Here is a 19,923-nt window from a genome sequence, read left to right on the forward strand (position 1 = left end):
TAAAAAATAGTAGTTTTGGAAAAGTTTAAAATCGCATAATGAAAAACAATAAACTTTTTATAGCTATTATTATTGCCCTTCTTATCGGGGTTGCGCTTGGAGGATATGTACATTATAATACCTCGCCAGAATTTATTAAAACATTTTCTACTAACATAAAACTTCTTGGTACTATTTTCATTCGTCTTATTCAGATGATTATTGCGCCTTTAGTTTTCTCAACATTAGTAGTTGGTATTGCTAAAATGGGTGATATGAAAATGGTTGGACGTGTTGGTGGACGTGCAATGGGGTGGTTTATCACAGCTTCTCTTACTTCTTTGGTGATTGGTGCTATTGTTATCAATGTAATGAAACCTGGAGAAGGATTGAATATTGAAATCGATTCAAGTTCTGCTCAAGATTTATTAAAAGGTCAAGCTTCGCTTACATTAGAGCATTTCATTACACATATGATTCCTAAATCTGTTTTCGAATCATTTGCAACAAATGAAATCTTACAAATCGTTGTTTTCTCTATTTTCTTTGGTGTCGCGATGGCAGCTTATGGAAAAGAAGGCGAAATGATTACGAAAGCATTAGATAAAATTTCGCATATCGTTTTAATCATGGTTGGATACGTAATGTGGACTGCACCATTAGGAGTTTTAGGAACTATTTCTGCTGCTATTGCTACGTACGGATTCGGAATATTCTTACTTTATGTTAAATATTTAATCGCCTTTGTAATTGGTATTTTACTTCTTTGGGCTGTTTTAATTTTGGTTGGATATTTCATCTTAGGAAAACGAGTAATCGACTTATTAAAACATATCAAAGCGCCTTTATTAATCGCTTTCTCTACAACTTCATCAGAAGCCGTTTTCCCAAAATTAGTTGAAGAATTAGAAAAATTTGGAGCTCAAAAGAAAATTATTTCGTTTACTTTACCGCTCGGATATTCCTTCAATTTAGATGGATCGATGATGTACATGACGTTTGCGTCACTATTTATCGCGCAAGTTTATGGAATTCACATGCCGATCGAGAAACAAATTTTGATGTTATTGGTCTTAATGCTTACATCAAAAGGTGTTGCAGGTGTGCCAAGAGCTTCATTAATTGTAGTGGTTGCAACTTGTTCGATGTTTGGAATTCCACCAGAAGGAATTGCGTTGATTTTACCTATCGACCATTTCTGTGATATGGCACGTTCGATGACGAATGTTCTTGGAAATGCTTTATCGACTGTTGCGGTTGATAAATGGGAAGGACACGTCGCAATTGAACAAACATATACGCACAATGATGATCATCACAAAGCTTAAATAAATTGCTTTTCAAAAATATAACAAGAAATGCGACCCGATAAAGGTCGCATTTCTTGTTATAATCTCATTCGTTAACCGATTACAATTCGTTATATTTAGGGAATTTAGGATGAACAATTCGTTTCCATTCCGGATGCTTTTTGATGTAGGCATACACATAAGGACAATACGGAAACAAAGGATTTTTATGTTCCTCCAAATAAACCAATGTTTTTTCAACCAAAGCAGCCGCAACGCCTTTTCCTCCTAATTCTTCTGGAACTTCGGTATGAATCAATTTGATGATATCATCTTCTTGTTTATAATCTATAAAAGCGATGTATCCATCAACATTCAGTTCAAAGCGAGAAGTTGATTCATTTTTTACAACCTGTAAAGGAATTAATTCTTCATTCATCTTATTTCTTTTTATATAACAATAATCCGATAAAAATCTGTTTTAAGAATTGATCTACATCAAAAAAGCAACCAAAAATTTTGATTGCCTTTTCCTACTATTTTATACTGATTTCAATTCTATTAACGTGATTTCTGGCCAAATTCCTACTCTGCCGGGATAAAAGTGATAACCAAATCCTCTATTTACATTGATAATCTTTCCTTCAAAATCATAAAATCCTGCCCATTGCGGATACACATATTGCGCAGGACTCCAACGCAAACCAATTTTCGGAACTTCGATTCCCAACTGCATTCCATGCGTATGTCCAGACAAAGTCAAGTCAAAATGTTTGGGATGATTCTTCAAAATTTCGTTCCAATGCGAAGGATCATGTGACATTACAATTTTAAAATCCTCTGCATTTACATAATTCGAAGCTGCGTCAATATCTCCTAATTTCTTAAATCGTGTTCCCCAATTCTGAACGCCAATTAACGCAATTTTTTCACCATTCTTTGTAATAAATCGGTTTTCATTTAATAATAATTTCATTCCAATCTTAGGAAAAATCGCTTTGATTTTCTCAAAATTATCTTGCTTTTCTTCCTCCGTTTTCCAATCCGAATATTCACCATAATCATGATTTCCTAACACTGCAAAATTTCCATGCGGTGCTTGTTTTATTTTCGAAAAAACATCGTACCATTTGTCCATTTCCCAATGAAAATTATTTACAATATCTCCCGTAAATAATAATATATCAAACTCTTGTTGATTAATTAAATCGACAGCATATTCTATTTTCTCACGATTATCCAAACTTCCCGAATGAATATCTGTAATGTGTAAGATTTTGAAACCATCAAACGATTTTGGTAAACGTTGATACGCCAATTTTTTCTTGATTACTTTGAAATTATATTTTCCTAAAGTCATCCCATAAATCAAACTAAAAAAAGGTATTGAAGCCACTGTTAATCCAGAAGTCATCACAAATTTTCGGCGAGAAGGTAAATAAGAATCTTCTTTTGTTGGATGATTTGTTGCACGATTAAATAGCCAACCAAATCCTCTAAAAATATCTTGAACAAGAAAAAATAGAAACATAATCAATCGCGGAAAACCAAACAACATAAACAAACCTGTTGCCCACATTGTCGTTTGCGTTTGACCAACATTACGATCAAAAAAGATTAAATTATATCCAAAATTACCCAAAACAAGTAGCCACAAAAGCATATTCCCGAAAAGAATATATTTGTTTTGAATGAATTTTTTAAAGTTAAAATACAGGTAAATTTCAAGTACGATTGAAATAATTATTAGCGTGATAACACTATTGGTAAACATTGTTTTGATTGATTTTTAACAAAAATAAAACATTTCCACACATAAATAACTTTTCATCAAATTCTTAACAGAACATTATAAAATTTATAGATGATTCTACACAAAAATTTGCGTGATAAAAACGTAACTTTGTAGCATATTTTTAAGCATAAATTATGAAAAATAGACTACCTGTAACGGTACTTTCTGGATTTCTTGGAAGCGGAAAAACGACACTTCTTAATCATATATTACACAACAAAAAAGGACTAAAAGTAGCAGTTATCGTGAACGATATGGGCGCAGTAAACATTGATGCTCAAATGGTTTCTCGCGAAAATGATTTAATTCAAACGGATGAAAAATTGGTTGAATTGAGCAATGGTTGCGTTTGTTGTGAATTGCGAGAAGATTTGATTGTTGAAATTGAGAAGTTGGCGCAATCAGGGAAATATGATTATTTAGTTATCGAAAGTTCTGGTATTTCCGATCCAGGTCCTATTGCGCAATCATTGGATTTTGTTTCGCCAGATGGTAAAATTGATTTGCCAAAAGTTGCACGTTTAGACACGTTGGTAACAGTAGTTGACGCTTATAATTTCTTCAAAAATTTAGGAACTGATGAAGATGTTTTTGATCGTGGTTTTACAGAAAATAGAGAAGATAATCGTCCGATTGTGAATCTTTTAATCGATCAAATTGAATTTTCGAATGTGATTATTCTAAATAAAATGGATTTGGTTGAAGAAGAAACGTTGATGAATATTGAAGCGTTTGTGACTAAATTAAATCCTTCTGCTAAAATAATTCCTGCTAGTTTTTCTCACGTTGAATTAACTGAAATTTTGAATACCAATTTATTTGATTTTGAGAAAATTCAGGATATGGATGCTTGGGTAAAATTATTAGAAGAGCAAGAAAAAGAGGAACATCACCATCATCATCACGACCATGATCACGAATGTGGCGAACATTGTACGCACGAACATCACGATCATTTGGAAGAAAAATATGGAATGACTTCTTTTGTTTACAGACAAAAAATTCCATTTCATGCAGAACGTTTTTTAACGTATTTGAATGATAATTTCCCTGCAACTATTTACCGTTCGAAAGGTTTATTTTGGTTAGCAAATCGTCCTGATGAAGCTATTTTCTTGAGTCAAGCTGGTGGTAGTATCCGAATTGATCCTGCGGGAGCTTGGTGGTGCTCGATGCCGTATGACGAAAGAATTCAGTTTGCAGCGTATCAATTTAACCAAAAAACGATTGACGCCAAATGGTCGAAAGAATGGGGAGATCGAATGATAGAACTTGTTTTTATTGGACAAGGTTTGGATAAGGAAAAAGTTACACAAGAATTAAATTCTTGTTTGTTGAATGAGCAAGAAATTGCAGAATGGCAAGCAAAACATAATTAAAATAAAATAGCCTTATTTCGATTTGAAATAAGGCTATTTTTCTTATCATTCTTATTCTAAAAGATCAAAACAGATTTATTTCATTTACCAAATTCACTTGTCCTTTCCTAAAGGCTCGGTTAATTACAAACACAAGTGTGTTTGTAATAAAATCTTTTTGACGAACATTATAAACAAGTCTCTTTGTAAAAAAATCTTCTTGACAGACATTATAAACAAGTCTGTTTGTTATCAAATCTTCTTGACAGACATTACAAACAGGTATATTTATAATAAAATCTTCTTGACAAACATTACAAACAAGTCTGTTTGTAATAAAATCCTCTTGACAGACATTAAAAACAAGTCTGTTTGTAATAAAATCTTCTTGACAGACATTACAAACAGGTATATTTATAATAAAATCTTCTTGACAAACATTACAAACAAGTATGTTTGTAATAAAAATTTGGAACGAGTATTTATATTTTTTGCTTCTGATTAAATGAATAAATCAAGTAAAATAGAAATGGTAAAATAAATATCGAGCCGAGTAATAATGCCCAAGCTAACATATTTATTGTGCTCATTGCGCCATAATCTTTCAATAAAGATAATGTTGAACCATCTTTGAATAATACCAAATTTGGAAAATGTGAATACGATGCTGCAAACAAAATCATCATCACAATTATTCCTGCATAAACTTTCAAAAGAGAATCTTTCGCTTTATTTAAGGCAGAAAGTAATAATACAATTGAGATTGAAGCAATTGCAATTGCGATATAACCGTAAATTTCTGATGTTATCCAACTAAATAATGGAATGTTTTTCCAAAGTGAAACAGCAAATACCAATGCGCCAGCAACAAAAATTAAAGCTGTATAAATCTTCGCTCGTTTCCTTAAAATTACTTTGTCTTCTTCGTTTTTAACAGTTTGAATGGAATAAACCGAAGCCAAGAAAGCACAAATCACAACAGTGAAAATTCCTACCGAAAAATTAAACCAACTTAACCACGAAAATATATACGCATCTTGAAACGAAAGTGCATTATCATCAATACTTCCCGAAACGATCGATCCTGCTATTATTCCCAAAAACAAAGGTGTTACAACACTTGAATAAGTAAAAATCACATCATACAAATTGTGCCATTTATCGTTAATTGCATCATAATTTCTGAACGTAAACGATGTTCCACGTGCGATGATTCCTAACAACATGATCACCAACGGAATATGTAAATAATTAGAAACATCTGCATAAATCTTAGGAAAACCGACAAACAAAATCACAATGGCAATAATTAACCACATATGATTTGCTTCCCAAATAGGTCCAATCGAATTGTACATAATCTTCTGCGTACGTTTTTTGTAACTCTTTTCAGAGAATAATTCGACAATTCCAGCTCCGAAATCTGCTCCACCTAAAATTAAATATAAACAGATGGCAACCCACAAAAATGCTATTACTACGTAAATCATACTTAATGTTTTTCTGGTTTATAATTTGGATCTTCTGGATCATAAAGCTTCGCAACCATTTGTATTTGTCGATTCATTAAGAACACCAAAATAATGGACAATGTGATGAATACAAACGTGAAAATGTAAAACGAATATTGTATTCCTGGCATTGGCGTGATGGAATCTACCGTTCGCATAATTCCGTAAATAATCCACGGTTGACGACCAACTTCTGTTACCGTCCAACCTGCTTCTAAAGCGATATATCCAAAAGGTGTCGCAATCATAAACAATTTATAATACCAGCGTTTTGTTCGCCAATCTTTCTTAAAAAATTGCGCAATCAAATAAATAACAGCAATTCCCATCATCAACATTCCGAATGTTATCATAATCTGAAAAGCATAGTGCACAACTGCCACAGGCGGCCATTCATCTTTCGGAAATTCTTCTAGACCTTTTACAGGCGTTTTGAAATCTGAATGAACCAAGAAACTTAACACACCCGGAACTTTTATCGCGTATTTAATTTCTTCTTTTGATTCGTCCACAATTCCTCCCAAAACAAATGAAGCACTTTCTTCTGTTTTGAAATGCGCTTCCATCGCAGCCAATTTAATCGGTTGACGTTTTGCTACATCTTTCGCTGAAATATCACCACTCAAAGGTGCTAACATTGCTGCTGTAATTGCTAAAACAGAACTAATTTTGAATGCTTCTCGATGAAAATTTACATTCTTACCTTTCAAAATAAGATAAGCATGTAAACCCGCAACCGCAAATCCAGTCGCACAAAAAGCTGCAATAGTCATGTGCAACGCTTGTGAAAACCACGCATCGTTGAACATAGCTTTTACAGGATCTATGTTAAGATATTCGCCATTTACAAAATCAAAACCTGATGGAGAATTCATCCAAGCATTTGCAGCAACAACCAAAATTCCTGAAGCTAAACCACTAATCCCTACAATTACACCACAAATCCAATGAAACCATTTATTGAATTTGTCCCAACCATAAAGAAAAAATCCTAAGGCAATGGCTTCAATAAAAAAAGCTGTTCCTTCTAACGAAAATGGCATTCCGAAAATTGGTCCAGCGTGTTCCATAAATTTAGGAAACAATAATCCTAACTCAAACGAAAGCATTGTACCCGAAACTGCTCCCGTAGCAAATAAAATCGCAACTCCCTTACTCCAAGCTTTGGTTAACCCTTTGTAAATTTCGTTTTTAGTTTTGAGGTATTTGTAGTGAGCAATTGCCATCATAAAAGGCATCACCATTCCAACACAGGAAAAAACAATGTGAAAGGCAAGCGACATCGCCATTTGACTTCTGGCAGCAATAAAATCGTCCATAAGTAGTCGTTTTTAATTTATTTTGTTGGTTAAAGTTACTAAATAAAAAGAGGCAATTCGATTTTGAATTGCCTCTTTTTTATATGATTTTGATTAGATGTAATTTTTAAAAATTATTCAAATAATCTACATTCGGTATTTGATAAACTTTATTACTCTCAAAATTTTTAATTTTATTACCTCTTACCATAATTCTTTTAGTTCCAGACTCTGTTGAAAAAATAATTTGAAAATCTTCATCAAAACTTTTAGAATCTATTTGTCTAGCTTTACTTAAAGTAACTAAAAGTTGTTTTACCTGATTATCATTTAATTGTTTTATCTCAGCAAATTTTCCATTTGAATTACTATCAGATCTTTCTAATACAACTCCTTTAATTTCATGAATATCAGATGGATAATTTAACTTATCAATATTTGAGCATGAAATTATGAATAGAAAAAATAAAACAATCTTGATATACATCTTAATAAAATTTATTATCTACTTAGCTGTCGCAGGTAATAACCATTTGAATTGTGGTCCATCTTCAGGAATCACAATACGTTGCGAAATTCTATCCATTCTATCTGGGAATTTCATAATGTAATCTCTTGCTTTTTCAGCCTCGGCATTCAACCCAGAGATTTTGTCTAATTGCCAAGCTTCAATTAATTTTCGCATAATATCGATGTAATCAAATGCTGTGTACACACCAATACGTTGCGCTGCATCTGAAAACGCATCAAACAAAGTTCCTCTTTCTTCTCCAGAAGCTCTTAAGAAATGCGCTGGCATTACAATTTTAAGTTTGAACATATGTTGAACAGCTAACATCATTTCTGAAGGATCAGCTTCGAAAATACGACGAACGAACTCTGTGTAAGCTAAATGGTGACGCATTTCATCTCCTGCAATAATTTTACACATGCGCGATAATTTTTTCGCTCCGTATTTTTTTGCAATTGCTGATACATTATTATGCGATACATAAGTTGCTAGCTCTTGAAAACTTGTGTAAACAAAGTTTTTATAAGGATCGTGTGCTGTTCCAATGTCGAAACCGTCATTTATCAAATGCTGCGTTGTTACTTCAACCTCGCGCATATTGATACGTCCTGATAAATACAAAAATTTATTCAAAACATCACCGTGACGATTTTCTTCTCCTGTCCAATGGCGAATCCATTTTGCCCAACCATTTTCTAGGTAATTTCCTTCTTCATCTACCACTCCATCCATCTGCATCAACCAAGATTCGTATGTTGGCAAAGCTTCTTCGGTAATGGTATCTCCAATCAATGTAATCCAGAAATCATCTGGCAAATCTTTCGAAAGCTCTTGTAATTCTTTGATTTCGTCAAAAAAAGAATCTGTTTGAGAATTCGGTAAAAAATCTGTTGGTTGCCAAATTTTATCGGCTGGAACTAAGAATTTGTCCATATAAGCATCAATATCTTTCTCAAGAAATTGCATTACTTCCAGGCGAACATTTTTTATTGACATATAATTATTTTATGCGGTTATACTACTTTTTACAGTTTTTTCGGTAAGCTCAAATATTTCATCAAACTTATAGTCACTCACTTTTAAGGGTTTATGGTATTGTATCGTTACTTTCGCGCCCAAATACATCGGGAATTTACCCCACTTTTCTATTTCCCACGTATTATTTAGCGTAACTGGAACAACATAAGCGTCTTTAGCATATTTCGTCAAAACTTTCAATCCATTCTCTTTGAAAGCCTTTGGTACTCCATTTTTGCTTCTTGTACCTTCTGGAAAAATAATGGCTGAATAATTATTTTTCTGAATGTATTGCGCTAATTTTTTTATTTCCTCTATTGCTTGTTTTCCGTTTTTACGATCGATTAATGCAGAACCTCCATGCGTTAAATTGTACGATACACTGGGAATTCCTTTACCTAATTCTATTTTCGAAATAAACTTTGGATGATAATCAGCCAAATCATATTCTAACGGAGAAATATCATACATACTTTGGTGATTACTCACAAAAATTAATGGTACATTTTGTATCAAATTTTCGTGTCCCTTATAGGTATATGTTGTACCTAAAATTCTTGTCCAAAAAACCAAAAGACCATTCATCACTTTTACACTTTTGTGATGAGCAGCATACCCTCCCAAATTGTAGCACAACCATTGCACAACATGCATTACCAACAACGTTAATCCATAAAAAATATAAAAGATTATAGATAACGGATAACTTAAAACTTTCTTCAACATTAGAAATTTAGACAAATTTAATAAAAAATTATGCTAAGCATAATATATTTTTCTTGGCGATTTACTTTATTAATTTCAAAGTTAGCTTTTCTTGATGAGCTTCATCATAAAAAGTAATTTGATTTGATGATTTTACTTTAAAATATGTAGTTTTTTGCAAATTTTGAATCATATTTTGAGGAATTTCACAATCAGAATTCACTTGTTTTAAATGATTAAAAATTATTGCTTGATTTATTTTGGTATAATCAGCCGTAATTATTCCGCAAGCCGTTTTCATCACCATCTTTTTGGTTGCATCTTCAAAAATAATGTAATCTCCTCCATCATCAATATTCCATTTTCCTGATAAATCGCTAATTTCTGAAGTCACAGTTTTCGATTCAGTAACTGTTTTAGTTGGTAAACAACTTGTTAATCCTAAAAAGAAAAACAAAAGTATTGCTAGAATTGTATATTTCACGTGGTTTTATTTGTAACGAAGGTAGAAATATTTTGAATATTACGGATTGATTTTTTTAATATTCAATTTTATTAAGAAATTTGCTCTCTAAATAAGAAACAATGGCAAACACAAAGAAAGGAGAAGTTTTTACGGATCAAAATAACATCAAAAAAGTAAAAATAGAACGAAAACCAAGTTTTCCTAAAATCTATATTTTAACCGATGATTGTCAATTTGTGGAAGATGGTTTGTACGAATTAGATTTTTTTGAAACGCCAAGTGTTACCAATTTCAAATCTGAATTAAATCCAACTATTCCTGCAATTAATTTTAAGCAATTGAGTGAAAAAGGGAAAGTTAGTATTTGTAAGTAAAAAATTTATATCCATTTACTTCTCCTGTAGATTTAACTAAAATTTCATTAATTAGTTTTATTTTATCTTGATCTGAAATTGATTGTTTTAATGCTGATTGTATTTCAGATACATCCTCGAAAACATCAATCAATTTGTCTAAGAATATTTCACTATTTGAATTCAAATATGACTTTTTTCCGTTCTTTAAAGTACTCATTCTTAATATATGGTTATTTATTGATAATTTTTTTGAAGAATCGTTTTCTTTAAATTCATCAAAATAATAAATTATTAATCTTACTAATAGTTCAGAAATAGAATCTAATAATCTTCTTATTTCATCTAAATTATCAAGATAAAAATTTTTAGTTAAATGAATTTCTTTAAAGGTTATATTGTCTAAATGAGCAAAAAATTGTGTTCTATATTCTCGTATTTTTACAATTAAATCGTTATAAGTAGTATAGATATTATTCTTTAAATATTGGATCTCTTCAAGTTCGTTACATCTCTTTAAATTGAATAATAAGTTATCTATCTTAATTAATGAGTTTTTATCATTAGAAGAATCAGATAACAATTTATGCAGATTGATTATATTATAATGACTATTAAAAAGAATTTGATATTCTAAAATATCACAATAAGAACTATTATAAAACTCCATATCAAATACATTATTATAATTTGTTTTTGATAATAAAAATTGTTTTCCTCTTACTATTAATTTATGTAACTCAATAGTTTCATTAAAAATAAAATTGAATCTTTGAATTTTATCTCCTAGATTCTTTTTTGAATTAATATCCATTTTGCAATTATATAAAAAAGTAAATAAATATAAAACAAAAAACCCACACTGATAATTAGTGTGGGTTTTCTTTAGATTGTGATCCAGTCAGGATTCGAACCTGAGACCTACTGCTTAGAAGGCAGTTGCTCTATCCAGCTGAGCTACTGGACCAATCCAAAATTTTATTATTAAAATTCGTCGGGGTGGCAGGATTCGAACCTGCGACCTCCTGCTCCCAAAGCAGGCGCGATGACCGGGCTACGCTACACCCCGAATGGTGTTTTATTACAAGCTTTAAAAAAGCGGAGAGACAGGGACTCGAACCCTGGCATCGGTTTCCCGATGACAGATTAGCAATCTGCTCCATTACCGCTCTGGCACCTCTCCTAACTTTTAAAAATAAGACTGATTAGTCTCATAAAGCGGTTGCAAATATATATTGACTTTTATTGCAAAACAAGTCTTTTTAGAAAAAAAATTAAATTATTTGGCTTAATTTTGGCTATTCAAAAGACTATTTAGAACTAAAAGAATGAATTTTAAAGGATTAGTATTTTCCGCAATTTCTTGTTTTTTTATTTTGGCTAGTTGTGCAACTAAAAAAGTTCCACCAAAAACAATTACAAAAGTAATTCGTGACACAGTCATTATTAATTCAAAAACAGATCAACCGGAAATGACTCGAGCTGCAAAACTCGACAAGTACAAGGTAACAACAGATTATTATCCATCTATTTCGCAAGATGAGCGTGTGCGATTTTTAGTGTTACATTACACAGCAATCAATACAGAATTATCGTTAAAAGTATTGACTCAGAAAGATGTAAGTGCGCATTATTTGGTAAATGATTATGATGACAAAACAATTAATCTTTTAGTTGACGAAACAAAACGTGCATGGCATGCAGGTGTTAGTAGCTGGAAAGGGTTAGATAATCTAAATTTTTCTTCTATTGGTATCGAAATCGTGAATCTTGGAAACAAAGGAACAGATGCTTATCCAAATTACACGCCTTATCCAGATTATCAAATCAAAAAAGTGGGTGAATTAGCGCAAGATATTGTAAAACGTTATAATATTTCTCCTTTTAATGTAATTGGGCATGCGGATGTTGCGCCAGGTAGAAAGCCAGATCCAGGACCACTTTTCCCTTGGAAAAAATTATACACAGATTATGGTGTTGGTGCGTGGTACGATGATGCTGACAAATATGTGTTTATGCAACAATATCCTTGGGATACGACAAGTTCGGTTTTTATCACACAAGTGCAAACTGATCTTAAGAAATATGGTTACAACGTTCCTACAAATGGAATGATAGATGCACAAACTAAGAATGCGATTGTGGCATTTCAGATGCATTTCCGTCCAGAAAAATACGATGGAGTTGTAGATGCTGAAACTTGGGCAATCTTGAAAGCATTGAACAAAAAATATAATCCATAAATCAGTTTTGATTTAGAGAATAAAACTTCTACTTGTTAGGAGTTTTTTTATGGAATCAACTTTCGCTAAAATAATATGAATAAATAGCATAATTATCATTTAAAATGGAATTGAGACTTAAGAAAAATTGAAGTAATTTTATCCAAAATAATATAACATGGCTTTTAAAAGTTTGCGCCCAATAATTTGGACGAAAGATTTACAAAAAACAACAAAATTCTATAAAAAATTAGGATTTAAAATTGCTGATCAAAATGAAGATTGGATTTGGGCTTGCTTGCAAAAAGACGATGTAGAAATTATGTTGGCTTATCCAAATGAAGGAGCAGATTTTGAACGAGCTAATTTCACAGGTTCTTTTTATTTTGTTGTAGACAATGTAGACGAGTTGTGGAATCAAGTAAAAAATGATTGCGAAGTTGTATATGAAATTGAGACTTTTGAATGGGATATGCGCGAGTTTGCGATTTACGACAACAATGGTTATATCTTACAATTTGGACAAGAAATAGAAGTTACATTCGAAGATTAATTATGATCTCAAAAAGATATTACAACATTATTTTAGCAATAATTATTCTGATTATTCCTGTTGTTTTTTACATGATTATTAACACTATGGTTAGTATAAAATATGAAACCGACGGAGTTGACACTTGTATTTCTACTATAACAGGAAAAAATCTTTGTTCGCAAATCGATCAATTAAAAGTTACTATTTACATTGACATGATTGTGATGATTTTTTGGTTAGCTCTAAAAAACTTGATCGTAAAAAAATAACTTATGGACTATCATTTCGAAGAAAAATTTGAACAAATTAATTTCTCAGAAAATCAAAATATAGCTGGTGAATACGAGAATTGTGAGTTTGTAAATTGTGATTTGAATGGATTAGATTTAAACAATATCAAATTTATTCAATGTCAATTTATCGAATGTAATTTGAGTAATTCGACTTTAGAAAACACAAGCTTTCAGCAAGTTGAGTTTATCAATTGTAAAATGATTGGTTTTAATCTCGAAAATTCGAACAAATTTGGCTTAAGCGTTTCATTTGAAAATAGTACGTTAAACGACTCATCTTTTTATGAATTACCATTAAAAAAGACAAAGTTTAGCAATTGTTCTTTACAAAATGTAGAATTTTCTTTTGCAGATCTTAGCCAAGCCTATTTTATGAACTGCAATTTGGCTCACGCCATTTTCTATCAGACCAATTTAAAGCAAGCCAACTTCAAAACGGCTTATAACTTCACGATAAATCCGAATGATAATCAATTAAAAGGTGCACAGTTTTCCAAAGAGAATTGTATTGCCTTGTTAGATTATCTTGGAATTAAAATAGATTAGAAAAAAGGTTTCGAACAAAATCGAAACCTTTTTTATGCTTTCTACTTATAATATTCTAATCAGAATAAATAATCGCAGATTATATTTTATTAAATCTTAATCTTTTAGAATAAATTACTCCCATTCTTTATCAATTAGTCAATAACTATTTCTTGATTTAATAAATAATAAGACTATTATTGCATCTTTTTTTGATAAATTTTCTGAAATAAATCCAACTCAGATTATTAACTTAAAACTTTTCTTGACATTTTTTTAAGAAATTAAAAAAAATATTAGCGTATTATTTACACTAATAAAATAAAAAAGAAATTCTTTATCAAAAAAAGCATTATTATTTTTCAATACATTATTTTAGTTAAACTTAAGTCTATTTACTAAGTCAACACAAAATCACAAATAATGTACAACTAACACCATTTATTAAAAATGAAAAAAATTTTTGTCGCACTTGCTCTACTATCCACTTTTGGAGCCACGGAATTGAAGGCTCAATACGCTTCAGAATATGATGGCGGTTTGGTCGTTAAGTTAAATCCTGAAGGAAGTAAATATGTCCGATTTATTCTTTGGGGACAAACTTGGTTTCAGGATTACGAAGGAAAACACGCCAATGATGGATTTTCTATCAAACGAGCACGCGTTCTCGCTTATTCGCAAATCAATGATCGATTTATGATTTTAACACATTTTGGTGCAAATGGAATCTATGATAATAATCTTTCTCCGATGGGAAAAAGTACAGATGTATCGTTTTTCTTGCATGAAATGTTTTTACAATATAAGGTAACAAATAATTTAGCAATTGGTGCAGGAGTTCACAATTTTGGTGGAATTTCTCGTGGAAATGGTCAAGGTTCTATCAATATGTTGACACTAGACAATAACAGAGCTGACTGGTCTACACTTGGTTTGTCTGATCAATTTTCAAATCATTTGGGCATGTTTGCAAAAGGGCGAATTGGAAAACTAAATTATCGTTTAGCATTAAGTGATGCTATTACGAATACTTTGGACGGAAACTCTTCGACAGTTTTACAAAACGGACAAGAAAAATATTTAGGAAAAGCGATACTTGGAGAAGGTAAATATGCAGTTTCGGGATATTTTGATTATCAATTCTTAGATCAAGAATCAAATGCTTTGCCTTATCGTGTTGGAACTTATTTAGGAACTAAAAAAGTATTCAACATCGGAGCTGGATTTTTTAATCAAAGCAATGCGATTGTCAAAAAAGAAAATGATAATTTGATTGGAGAAAATGTAACTCATCTTGCTGTTGATGCGTTCTACGATGCACCAATTGGAAAATCATCTTCGATAACAGCTTATGTGAAATATCAAAATTCGGACATGGGCGAAAATTATGTACAAGGGAATGTTGTAGGAGATGGAAATCAATTCTCTGGACATGTTGGGTATTTATTACCTAAAAACATCAAAGAAGGCGAAGGGAAATTCCGCAATAGAATTCAGCCGTATGTTGGGTATTCTTACAGAGATTTCAAAGGTTTAGTGAAGCCTGCAAACGAATTAAAATTAGGTGGAAACTGGTACATTGATGGTCAGAACGCTAAAATTTCTGTCGAATATCAAAAATCTTTCGATCAACCAAAACACATGGACGACATGATAACAATACAAGCAATGATATTATTATAAAAAACACACAAGAATTAACACAAAAACACATTATTTATGAGCGAAACTGCTAACAAAAAAACAATCTGGAAAGTGATTGGTGCTTCCTCGATGGGAACGCTAATTGAATGGTATGACTTCTTTATTTTTGGAAGTTTAGCTGTTGTAATTTCTACTAAATTTTTCCCAGCTGACAATCCTACAGCTGCCTTTTTATCAACCTTAGCAACATTTGCCGCTGGATTTGTTGTACGTCCATTTGGTGCATTATTCTTTGGTCGATTAGGAGACATTATTGGTCGTAAATATACATTTATGGCAACTTTAGTATTAATGGGAGGAGCAACATTTTTGATCGGATGTATTCCATCTTACGAATCAATTGGTTTTATCGCACCTTTATTAGTATTAATCTTACGTTTATTACAAGGTTTAGCACTTGGAGGCGAATATGGAGGTGCCGCAACATACGTAGCAGAACACGCGCCAGACGGAGAAAGAGGATATTGGACTTCTTGGATACAAACCACTGCAACTGTTGGTTTATTTGTTTCGTTAATTGTTATTTTATTGACGAAAACATTATTATCAGAAGAACAATTTGACCTTTGGGGATGGAGAGTTCCATTTATTTTATCAATCTTGATGGTTTACGTTTCATACTTGATTCGTAAAAATATGGACGAATCGCCAGCTTTCAAAAAAGCAAAAGATGAAGGAACAACTTCTAAAAATCCTTTGAAAGAATCTTTCGGGAATCGTTACAACATGAAGTTCGTTTTATTAGCACTTTTTGGAGCTGTAATGGGACAAGGAGTTGTGTGGTATACAGGTCAATTTTACTCAATGAGTTACATGAAAACGGTGATGAATGTAGAATCTGATCAAGTAGATTCTTTGTTAGGAATCGCCTTATTATTCGGTACACCTTTCTTTGTATTTTTTGGATGGCTGAGTGATAAAGTTGGTCGAAAATGGGTGATGTTAATCGGAATGATTGTCGCTGTATTCTCGTATCGACCAATATACGAATCAATGTATCAAACAACAAATCTTGAAAATAAAGAAGTAATTTCAGCACAAACAATTGAAAAAGCTGAAATCAAAAATGTTGATGAAAAAGCTGATTCTATTTATACAATTCAAAAATCATTTACAGATGGTACAACTTACAAACAAGTTACAACGCGTCATTTAGAAAATGGTCAAGCAAAAATTGTAGATGGAAAAGTAAGTGAAATTGTTAAAAAATCGACACATATTAATAGTGGTGATAAATGGAAATTAGTTGGATTAATTTGGATTCAAATTATTTTTATCACAATGGTTTATGGTCCAATTGCTGCGTTCTTAGTAGAAATGTTCCCAGTTAAAATTAGATATACATCAATGTCTTTGCCTTATCACGTAGGAAACGGAATTTTTGGAGGTCTTTTACCTGCTGTTTCTACTTATTTGGTAACAAATGCCAAAAACAACGGAGATCCGCAGTTTTACTTAGAAGGTCTTTGGTATCCTATCGGAATTGCGGCTGTTTGTTTTATCATCGGAGCAATTTATATCAGTAATAAAGACAGAAATGTTAATTAAAAAAACTATTAAAAATGGAAGCAATTAAAAAAATATTAGGAATCGTTTGGATCGCATTATCACTTGTTGTAGCCTACTTTTGTATTATGGAATTTGGAATTCCTAAATTATCATCAGGCTCTCAAGATGATTTAGTATTCGGAATTATTATTCTATTTGTCCTTACACCAATTATCGTTATTGGAATGGCACTTTTTGGATATTATGCATTACTCGGCGAATATAACGAAGAAAAAATGTAAAAAACTATACACGAAATCCTCAACATATGTTGGGGATTTTTTTGTATTTTAGAATATGATGCAACGACTTATTATTATTTTATTCATTCTATTTTCTTCTTGTTCTAATTCGATTAGAGAAGGAAATTATTATGAAAAAATTGACAAGTATAATATAGAATATACGATAAAAGGAAAAGGTCCCGTTCTAATTGTTGGGCATCCTACTTCTGGGAAAATTGCATACGAAAACTCTTTACAACCTTTAGAAAAATATTTTACAGTTGTCTACTATAATTCCCGTGGAATTGGACGTTCCGAAACGCCAAAATCTTACGAAGAATACCAAGATTCGCATCTCGTAAAGGAAATTGACGAACTAAGAAAAAAATTGAATATAGATCAAATTTGGCTATTTGGACATTCAGATCAAAGTGCGATTGCTTTGCAATATGCGGTAGATTATCCTGAGCACTTAGATGGTTTGATTCTTTCTGGAACTGGATTTATCAATAATTTTGATGAAATGATGAATGATCGAAATATCTTCGAAACTAAACGAAAAAATACCGAAAAGTGGTTCAAACAAGTTGTAGATGACTGGGATTATATGCTAAAAAATGACACTAAAACAGATGCTTCTGGTCGAGATTTATCTTATTCTCCGATAAAATGGTGGTGCTACAATCAAGAAACTTTCGAAAAAGTAAAACCTTATTACGACTCCATCCAAAAAATAGGGAAACGAAAAGAAATTCCTAATCAAATTAATCCATATACGACTGAACAAAATATTGATAAATATCTCATCTATCAAGAAAAATTCAATCAAATTACAATTCCAATTTTAATTATTAATGGAAAATTTGATACAAATAATCCTCCGAAAAAAGTCGAAAAACTTCATGAATATCTTCAAAATTCAGATTTATTTTTAATCGATCATGCAGGACATTTTCCTTGGATTGAACAAAAAAATGAAACTTTTCAGATAATAAAAAATTGGTTGAATATAAATCTTAATAGATAAAATTTTTAATTTATTTCACCCCTAAAAATTCATTTTTCAATAATCCTTTTGACGAAATCAGAAAAAAAATATCGATAAAACGTTAACACTATTCGAATAGTTTTGGCATAATTTGTGTCATTCACAATTTAAAATCAACAAATTATGAAAAAAGTATTTTTAACATTAGTGCTCGCAGTATTTGCAACTTCAGCATTTGCGCAAGAAATTAAAACACCTCAAACATCTGCTAACGTAGGTTCTACACCGATCAAACAAGGTAATTGGTTAGTAGGAGGTTCTATTGGATCTTTAGGTTATTCTTTTGAAGGAGAAAACTTTAACATTAACTTAAATCCTCAAGCTGGATATTTTGTTTCTGATGGATTTGCAGTTGGTCTTACAACTGGTTTTGGCTTACAAACTGTAAAAGATGGAGATAACATTTACCAATACAAATTAATGCCATTTGCTCGTTACTATTTTCCTGAAGGAGCAAGTTCTACAGGACGTTTCTTTGGACAAGGTGAAGTAGGTATAACTGGAGCTAAAAGCGGTGGAGTTTCTGATACTTCTTTTGGTTTCGGAATTAACGCAGGTTACGCACACTTCGTTTCTAGAAATGTAGCTTTAGAAGGAATGGTTGGATACAATTATTCTAAATCTAATTTAGCAAATGCTCAAGCTCAAAACGGTTTGGGATTAGCAGTTGGTTTCCAAATTTATTTGGGACATAATTAAACTGAAATATAATTCAAATACAAAAAGCCTTGCAAATGCAAGGCTTTTCATTTATAATATAATTTCTAAAATTGTTTTATATCTGTTCTTTTTCCGTGATAGAAAAGTATTTTCCAATGTTCTTCTTTTGCTTTTTCTTCCCAACGTACACGATCTTCCATCGCTTTTACACCATCGACATCATTTTTGAAAGCTGCGTGGTATCTAAAATAATTAAGTTGAGGCAAATTATCTGCACCATAGAAAACAATATCTTTATCATTTTTGATCCAAAAAACTTGTTGAAAAGGAACGTGTCCACCGGTAACTTCAAATTGAATATTTTCTGAAATAAAACCAGAATTTTCCTCATTCATCCAAACAATATTTTTGAATGATTTCAACTTTTCTAAACGTTCATAATTGTAAGAATTATTTGTTTGAGCAACCGCATAATCAAATTCGCGTTGCTGAATATAAATTTTTGCTTCAGGAAAATTACATACAAACTGATCCCCTACCCAATTTCCAATTCCGTTGATATGATCTTTATGTAAATGCGAAATCAATACTTTCGTAATTTGATTTGGATTAATATTATGTTCACGTAGTTTCCTTAAAATTATTGGTTCGCAATCTATTTCAGTTCCGAAACCACAATCAATCAAAATATTATCCTCTCCAACTTGTATCAAAAATGGACGAACAATAAGATTATATCCGTCATCGGGATTTTTAACATCAATATCATCACCTAAATAATGAAACTCTTTTTTCGCATCAACATGAAAAACACCTTCTAAAAGAGAAATAACTTTCATTAAATTTTATTTTTTACAAAGGTAATTCGTTTAGATTTTTCCC

Annotated in this window: 22 protein-coding genes and 3 tRNA genes; 12 read left to right on the plus strand and 13 right to left on the minus strand. The window is 31.6% G+C overall.

Annotated elements, in window-relative coordinates; all coding sequences use genetic code 11:
- The first annotated feature begins 38 nt into the window (after positions 1 to 38).
- Complete coding sequence (locus N5D90_RS06520; RefSeq protein WP_280061965.1) at positions 39 to 1,307, plus strand: dicarboxylate/amino acid:cation symporter; 1,269 nt, start codon at positions 39 to 41, stop codon at positions 1,305 to 1,307.
- An 82-nt stretch (positions 1,308 to 1,389) separates the two neighbouring features.
- On the opposite strand, the gene N5D90_RS06525 is transcribed toward N5D90_RS06520, so the two are convergent.
- Together N5D90_RS06525 and N5D90_RS06530 are read right to left on the minus strand one after the other, a co-directional pair.
- Positions 1,390 to 1,707, minus strand: a complete 318-nt coding sequence (locus N5D90_RS06525) for a GNAT family N-acetyltransferase (protein ID WP_280061966.1) — start codon at positions 1,705 to 1,707, stop codon at positions 1,390 to 1,392.
- 102 nt (positions 1,708 to 1,809) lie between these two features.
- Positions 1,810 to 2,931 carry a metallophosphoesterase gene (locus tag N5D90_RS06530; protein WP_347881107.1) on the minus strand — a complete coding sequence of 374 codons (1,122 nt, stop codon included), beginning with the start codon at positions 2,929 to 2,931 and terminating at the stop codon, positions 1,810 to 1,812.
- A gap of 266 nt (positions 2,932 to 3,197) precedes the next feature.
- Here N5D90_RS06530 and N5D90_RS06535 point away from each other — a divergent pair, with 266 nt between their 5' ends.
- A complete protein-coding gene (locus tag N5D90_RS06535) occupies positions 3,198 to 4,442 on the plus strand; it encodes a GTP-binding protein (protein ID WP_180906359.1) in 1,245 nt (414 codons plus the stop codon).
- Between the two features lie 461 nt (positions 4,443 to 4,903).
- On the opposite strand, the gene N5D90_RS06540 is transcribed toward N5D90_RS06535, so the two are convergent.
- The 6 genes from N5D90_RS06540 to N5D90_RS06565 form a co-directional block, all read right to left on the minus strand.
- Positions 4,904 to 5,911: a cytochrome d ubiquinol oxidase subunit II gene (locus N5D90_RS06540; protein WP_280061968.1), complete on the minus strand. Its 1,008-nt coding sequence runs from the start codon at positions 5,909 to 5,911 to the stop codon at positions 4,904 to 4,906.
- Positions 5,912 to 5,913: 2 nt separating this feature from the next.
- On the minus strand, positions 5,914 to 7,251 hold the full coding sequence (locus N5D90_RS06545) for a cytochrome ubiquinol oxidase subunit I (RefSeq protein WP_280061969.1): 1,338 nt from the start codon (positions 7,249 to 7,251) through the stop codon (positions 5,914 to 5,916).
- A 106-nt stretch (positions 7,252 to 7,357) separates the two neighbouring features.
- Complete coding sequence (locus N5D90_RS06550) at positions 7,358 to 7,717, minus strand: hypothetical protein (protein ID WP_280061970.1); 360 nt, start codon at positions 7,715 to 7,717, stop codon at positions 7,358 to 7,360.
- A gap of 18 nt (positions 7,718 to 7,735) precedes the next feature.
- Positions 7,736 to 8,737, minus strand: coding sequence for an acyl-ACP desaturase (locus N5D90_RS06555; RefSeq protein WP_280061971.1), 1,002 nt, complete (start codon positions 8,735 to 8,737; stop codon positions 7,736 to 7,738).
- Between the two features lie 9 nt (positions 8,738 to 8,746).
- Complete coding sequence (locus N5D90_RS06560; RefSeq protein WP_280061972.1) at positions 8,747 to 9,481, minus strand: 1-acyl-sn-glycerol-3-phosphate acyltransferase; 735 nt, start codon at positions 9,479 to 9,481, stop codon at positions 8,747 to 8,749.
- Positions 9,482 to 9,545: 64 nt separating this feature from the next.
- Positions 9,546 to 9,947, minus strand: a complete 402-nt coding sequence (locus N5D90_RS06565) for a hypothetical protein (RefSeq protein WP_280061973.1) — start codon at positions 9,945 to 9,947, stop codon at positions 9,546 to 9,548.
- Positions 9,948 to 10,048: 101 nt separating this feature from the next.
- Between N5D90_RS06565 and N5D90_RS06570 the strand changes: the two genes are divergently transcribed.
- Positions 10,049 to 10,303 (plus strand): hypothetical protein, encoded by a 255-nt coding sequence (locus N5D90_RS06570; protein ID WP_280061974.1) that lies wholly within the window; start codon positions 10,049 to 10,051, stop codon positions 10,301 to 10,303.
- On the opposite strand, the gene N5D90_RS06575 is transcribed toward N5D90_RS06570, so the two are convergent.
- The 4 genes from N5D90_RS06575 to N5D90_RS06590 form a co-directional block, all read right to left on the minus strand.
- Complete coding sequence (locus N5D90_RS06575) at positions 10,287 to 11,096, minus strand: hypothetical protein (RefSeq protein WP_280061975.1); 810 nt, start codon at positions 11,094 to 11,096, stop codon at positions 10,287 to 10,289. The two genes, N5D90_RS06570 and N5D90_RS06575, sit on opposite strands and share 17 nt — an antisense overlap.
- A 79-nt stretch (positions 11,097 to 11,175) precedes the next feature.
- Positions 11,176 to 11,249: transfer RNA gene (locus N5D90_RS06580), tRNA-Arg, on the minus strand.
- A gap of 27 nt (positions 11,250 to 11,276) precedes the next feature.
- Positions 11,277 to 11,351: transfer RNA gene (locus N5D90_RS06585), tRNA-Pro, on the minus strand.
- 30 nt (positions 11,352 to 11,381) lie between these two features.
- A tRNA-Ser gene (locus N5D90_RS06590) sits at positions 11,382 to 11,465 on the minus strand.
- A 145-nt stretch (positions 11,466 to 11,610) separates the two neighbouring features.
- Between N5D90_RS06590 and N5D90_RS06595 the strand changes: the two genes are divergently transcribed.
- The 9 genes from N5D90_RS06595 (at position 11,611) to N5D90_RS06635 (ending at position 19,080) form a co-directional block, all read left to right on the plus strand.
- A complete protein-coding gene (locus N5D90_RS06595) occupies positions 11,611 to 12,525 on the plus strand; it encodes an N-acetylmuramoyl-L-alanine amidase (RefSeq protein ID WP_280061976.1) in 915 nt (304 codons plus the stop codon).
- A 157-nt stretch (positions 12,526 to 12,682) separates the two neighbouring features.
- The gene (locus N5D90_RS06600) at positions 12,683 to 13,057 is read left to right on the plus strand and encodes a VOC family protein (protein WP_280061977.1); all 375 of its coding nucleotides are present in this window, start codon (positions 12,683 to 12,685) and stop codon (positions 13,055 to 13,057) included.
- A 2-nt stretch (positions 13,058 to 13,059) separates the two neighbouring features.
- Entirely contained in the window at positions 13,060 to 13,308 is a 249-nt protein-coding gene (locus N5D90_RS06605; protein ID WP_280061978.1) for a hypothetical protein, read from the plus strand.
- Between the two features lie 3 nt (positions 13,309 to 13,311).
- Positions 13,312 to 13,878 (plus strand): pentapeptide repeat-containing protein, encoded by a 567-nt coding sequence (locus N5D90_RS06610; protein WP_280061979.1) that lies wholly within the window; start codon positions 13,312 to 13,314, stop codon positions 13,876 to 13,878.
- 429 nt (positions 13,879 to 14,307) lie between these two features.
- Entirely contained in the window at positions 14,308 to 15,540 is a 1,233-nt protein-coding gene (locus tag N5D90_RS06615; RefSeq protein WP_280061980.1) for a hypothetical protein, read from the plus strand.
- 36 nt (positions 15,541 to 15,576) lie between these two features.
- Positions 15,577 to 17,109 (plus strand): MFS transporter, encoded by a 1,533-nt coding sequence (locus tag N5D90_RS06620; RefSeq protein WP_280061981.1) that lies wholly within the window; start codon positions 15,577 to 15,579, stop codon positions 17,107 to 17,109.
- A gap of 14 nt (positions 17,110 to 17,123) precedes the next feature.
- Positions 17,124 to 17,351 carry a DUF6814 family protein gene (locus tag N5D90_RS06625; RefSeq protein WP_280061982.1) on the plus strand — a complete coding sequence of 76 codons (228 nt, stop codon included), beginning with the start codon at positions 17,124 to 17,126 and terminating at the stop codon, positions 17,349 to 17,351.
- 55 nt (positions 17,352 to 17,406) lie between these two features.
- Positions 17,407 to 18,360, plus strand: coding sequence for an alpha/beta hydrolase (locus N5D90_RS06630; RefSeq protein WP_280061983.1), 954 nt, complete (start codon positions 17,407 to 17,409; stop codon positions 18,358 to 18,360).
- 144 nt (positions 18,361 to 18,504) lie between these two features.
- Positions 18,505 to 19,080 carry an outer membrane beta-barrel protein gene (locus N5D90_RS06635; protein ID WP_038333658.1) on the plus strand — a complete coding sequence of 192 codons (576 nt, stop codon included), beginning with the start codon at positions 18,505 to 18,507 and terminating at the stop codon, positions 19,078 to 19,080.
- Between the two features lie 65 nt (positions 19,081 to 19,145).
- Here the strand turns inward: N5D90_RS06635 and N5D90_RS06640 are convergent, their stop codons facing one another.
- Entirely contained in the window at positions 19,146 to 19,880 is a 735-nt protein-coding gene (locus N5D90_RS06640; protein WP_280061984.1) for an MBL fold metallo-hydrolase, read from the minus strand.
- Between the last annotated feature and the right edge of the window lie 43 nt (positions 19,881 to 19,923).

The organism is Empedobacter sp. GD03797 (assembly GCF_029842105.1).
Taxonomy (GTDB): Bacteria; Bacteroidota; Bacteroidia; order Flavobacteriales; family Weeksellaceae; genus Empedobacter; species Empedobacter falsenii_C.